Origin of the sequence: Streptomyces murinus (assembly GCF_002154555.1) — a bacterium.
Lineage (GTDB): Bacteria > Actinomycetota > Actinomycetes > Streptomycetales > Streptomycetaceae > Streptomyces > Streptomyces murinus.
The window spans coordinates 1-899 of the sequence record NZ_MUNF01000424.1; the positions used below are offsets into that span (position 1 = coordinate 1).

Below are 899 nucleotides of genomic sequence, written 5' to 3' on the forward strand. Positions count from 1 at the left end.
CGCCGCCAACATCGCCCACGGACTCGGGCAGTTGGGCCTGGCGCCCGTGCTGATCGGCGCGGTGGGCGCCGACTTCGAGCCGTACCGGGTGCTGCTGAAGGAACAGGGCGTGGACACCGAGTCGGTGCGGGTCAGCCCCGATCTGCACACCGCCCGCTTCGTGTGCACCACGGACGCCGACCAGAACCAGGTCGCCACCTTCTACGCCGGCGCGATGGCCGAGGCCCGGCACATCGGACTGGCTCCCGTGCTCGCCCGGACCGGAGGGTTCGATCTGCTCCTGGTCTCGCCCAACGACCCCGAGGCGATGCTCCNNCCTGGTCGACGGCTCACGGATGCTGTTCACGAACGAGTACGAGTCGGCACTCCTCCAGGAGCGCAGCGGCTGGACGCGGGAACAGATCCTCGGCCGTACCGGACTGTGGATCACCACGCTCGGCGCCGCCGGCTCCCGAGTCCAGCAGGCGGACCGCGCCCCCGTCGAGGTCCCGGCCNNTGACCGCCGTCCTCGCCCTGGAGTCGGTCGGCACCCAGGAACACCGCCTGCTTCCCGCCGAGTTGGCGGCCCGCCTCACCGAGGCGTACGGCCCCGCCGCCGCGGAGATCCTCGATGGCCGGGCGGAGGTGCGCCCATGACCACCGGCCCGCGGACCGCCGCCCTGCGCGAAGCCCTCGCCTCCCGGATCGTGGTCGCCGACGGAGCGATGGGCACGATGCTCCAGGCCCAGGAACCGNNGAGGGCTGCAACGAGGTCCTCAATGTCACCCGTCCCGACATCGTCCGCTCGGTCCATGAGGCCTACTTCGCGGTCGGCGTCGACTGCGTCGAGACCAACACCTTCGGCGCCAACCACTCCGCCCTCGGCGAGTACGACATCTCCGGCCGCGGAGAGTTCATGG

The 899-nt window shown here is 71.4% G+C and carries 1 protein-coding gene and 1 pseudogene; both read left to right on the forward strand.

Features of this window, described 5'->3' with window-relative positions; all coding sequences use genetic code 11:
* Positions 1-61 precede the first annotated feature (61 nt).
* Positions 62-499, forward strand: a complete 438-nt coding sequence (locus CCN72_RS24755) for a carbohydrate kinase family protein (RefSeq protein WP_425276168.1) — start codon at positions 62-64, stop codon at positions 497-499.
* Positions 500-632: 133 nt separating this feature from the next.
* Positions 633-899 (forward strand): annotated as a pseudogene (locus CCN72_RS24760) (homocysteine S-methyltransferase family protein); the annotation flags it as partial.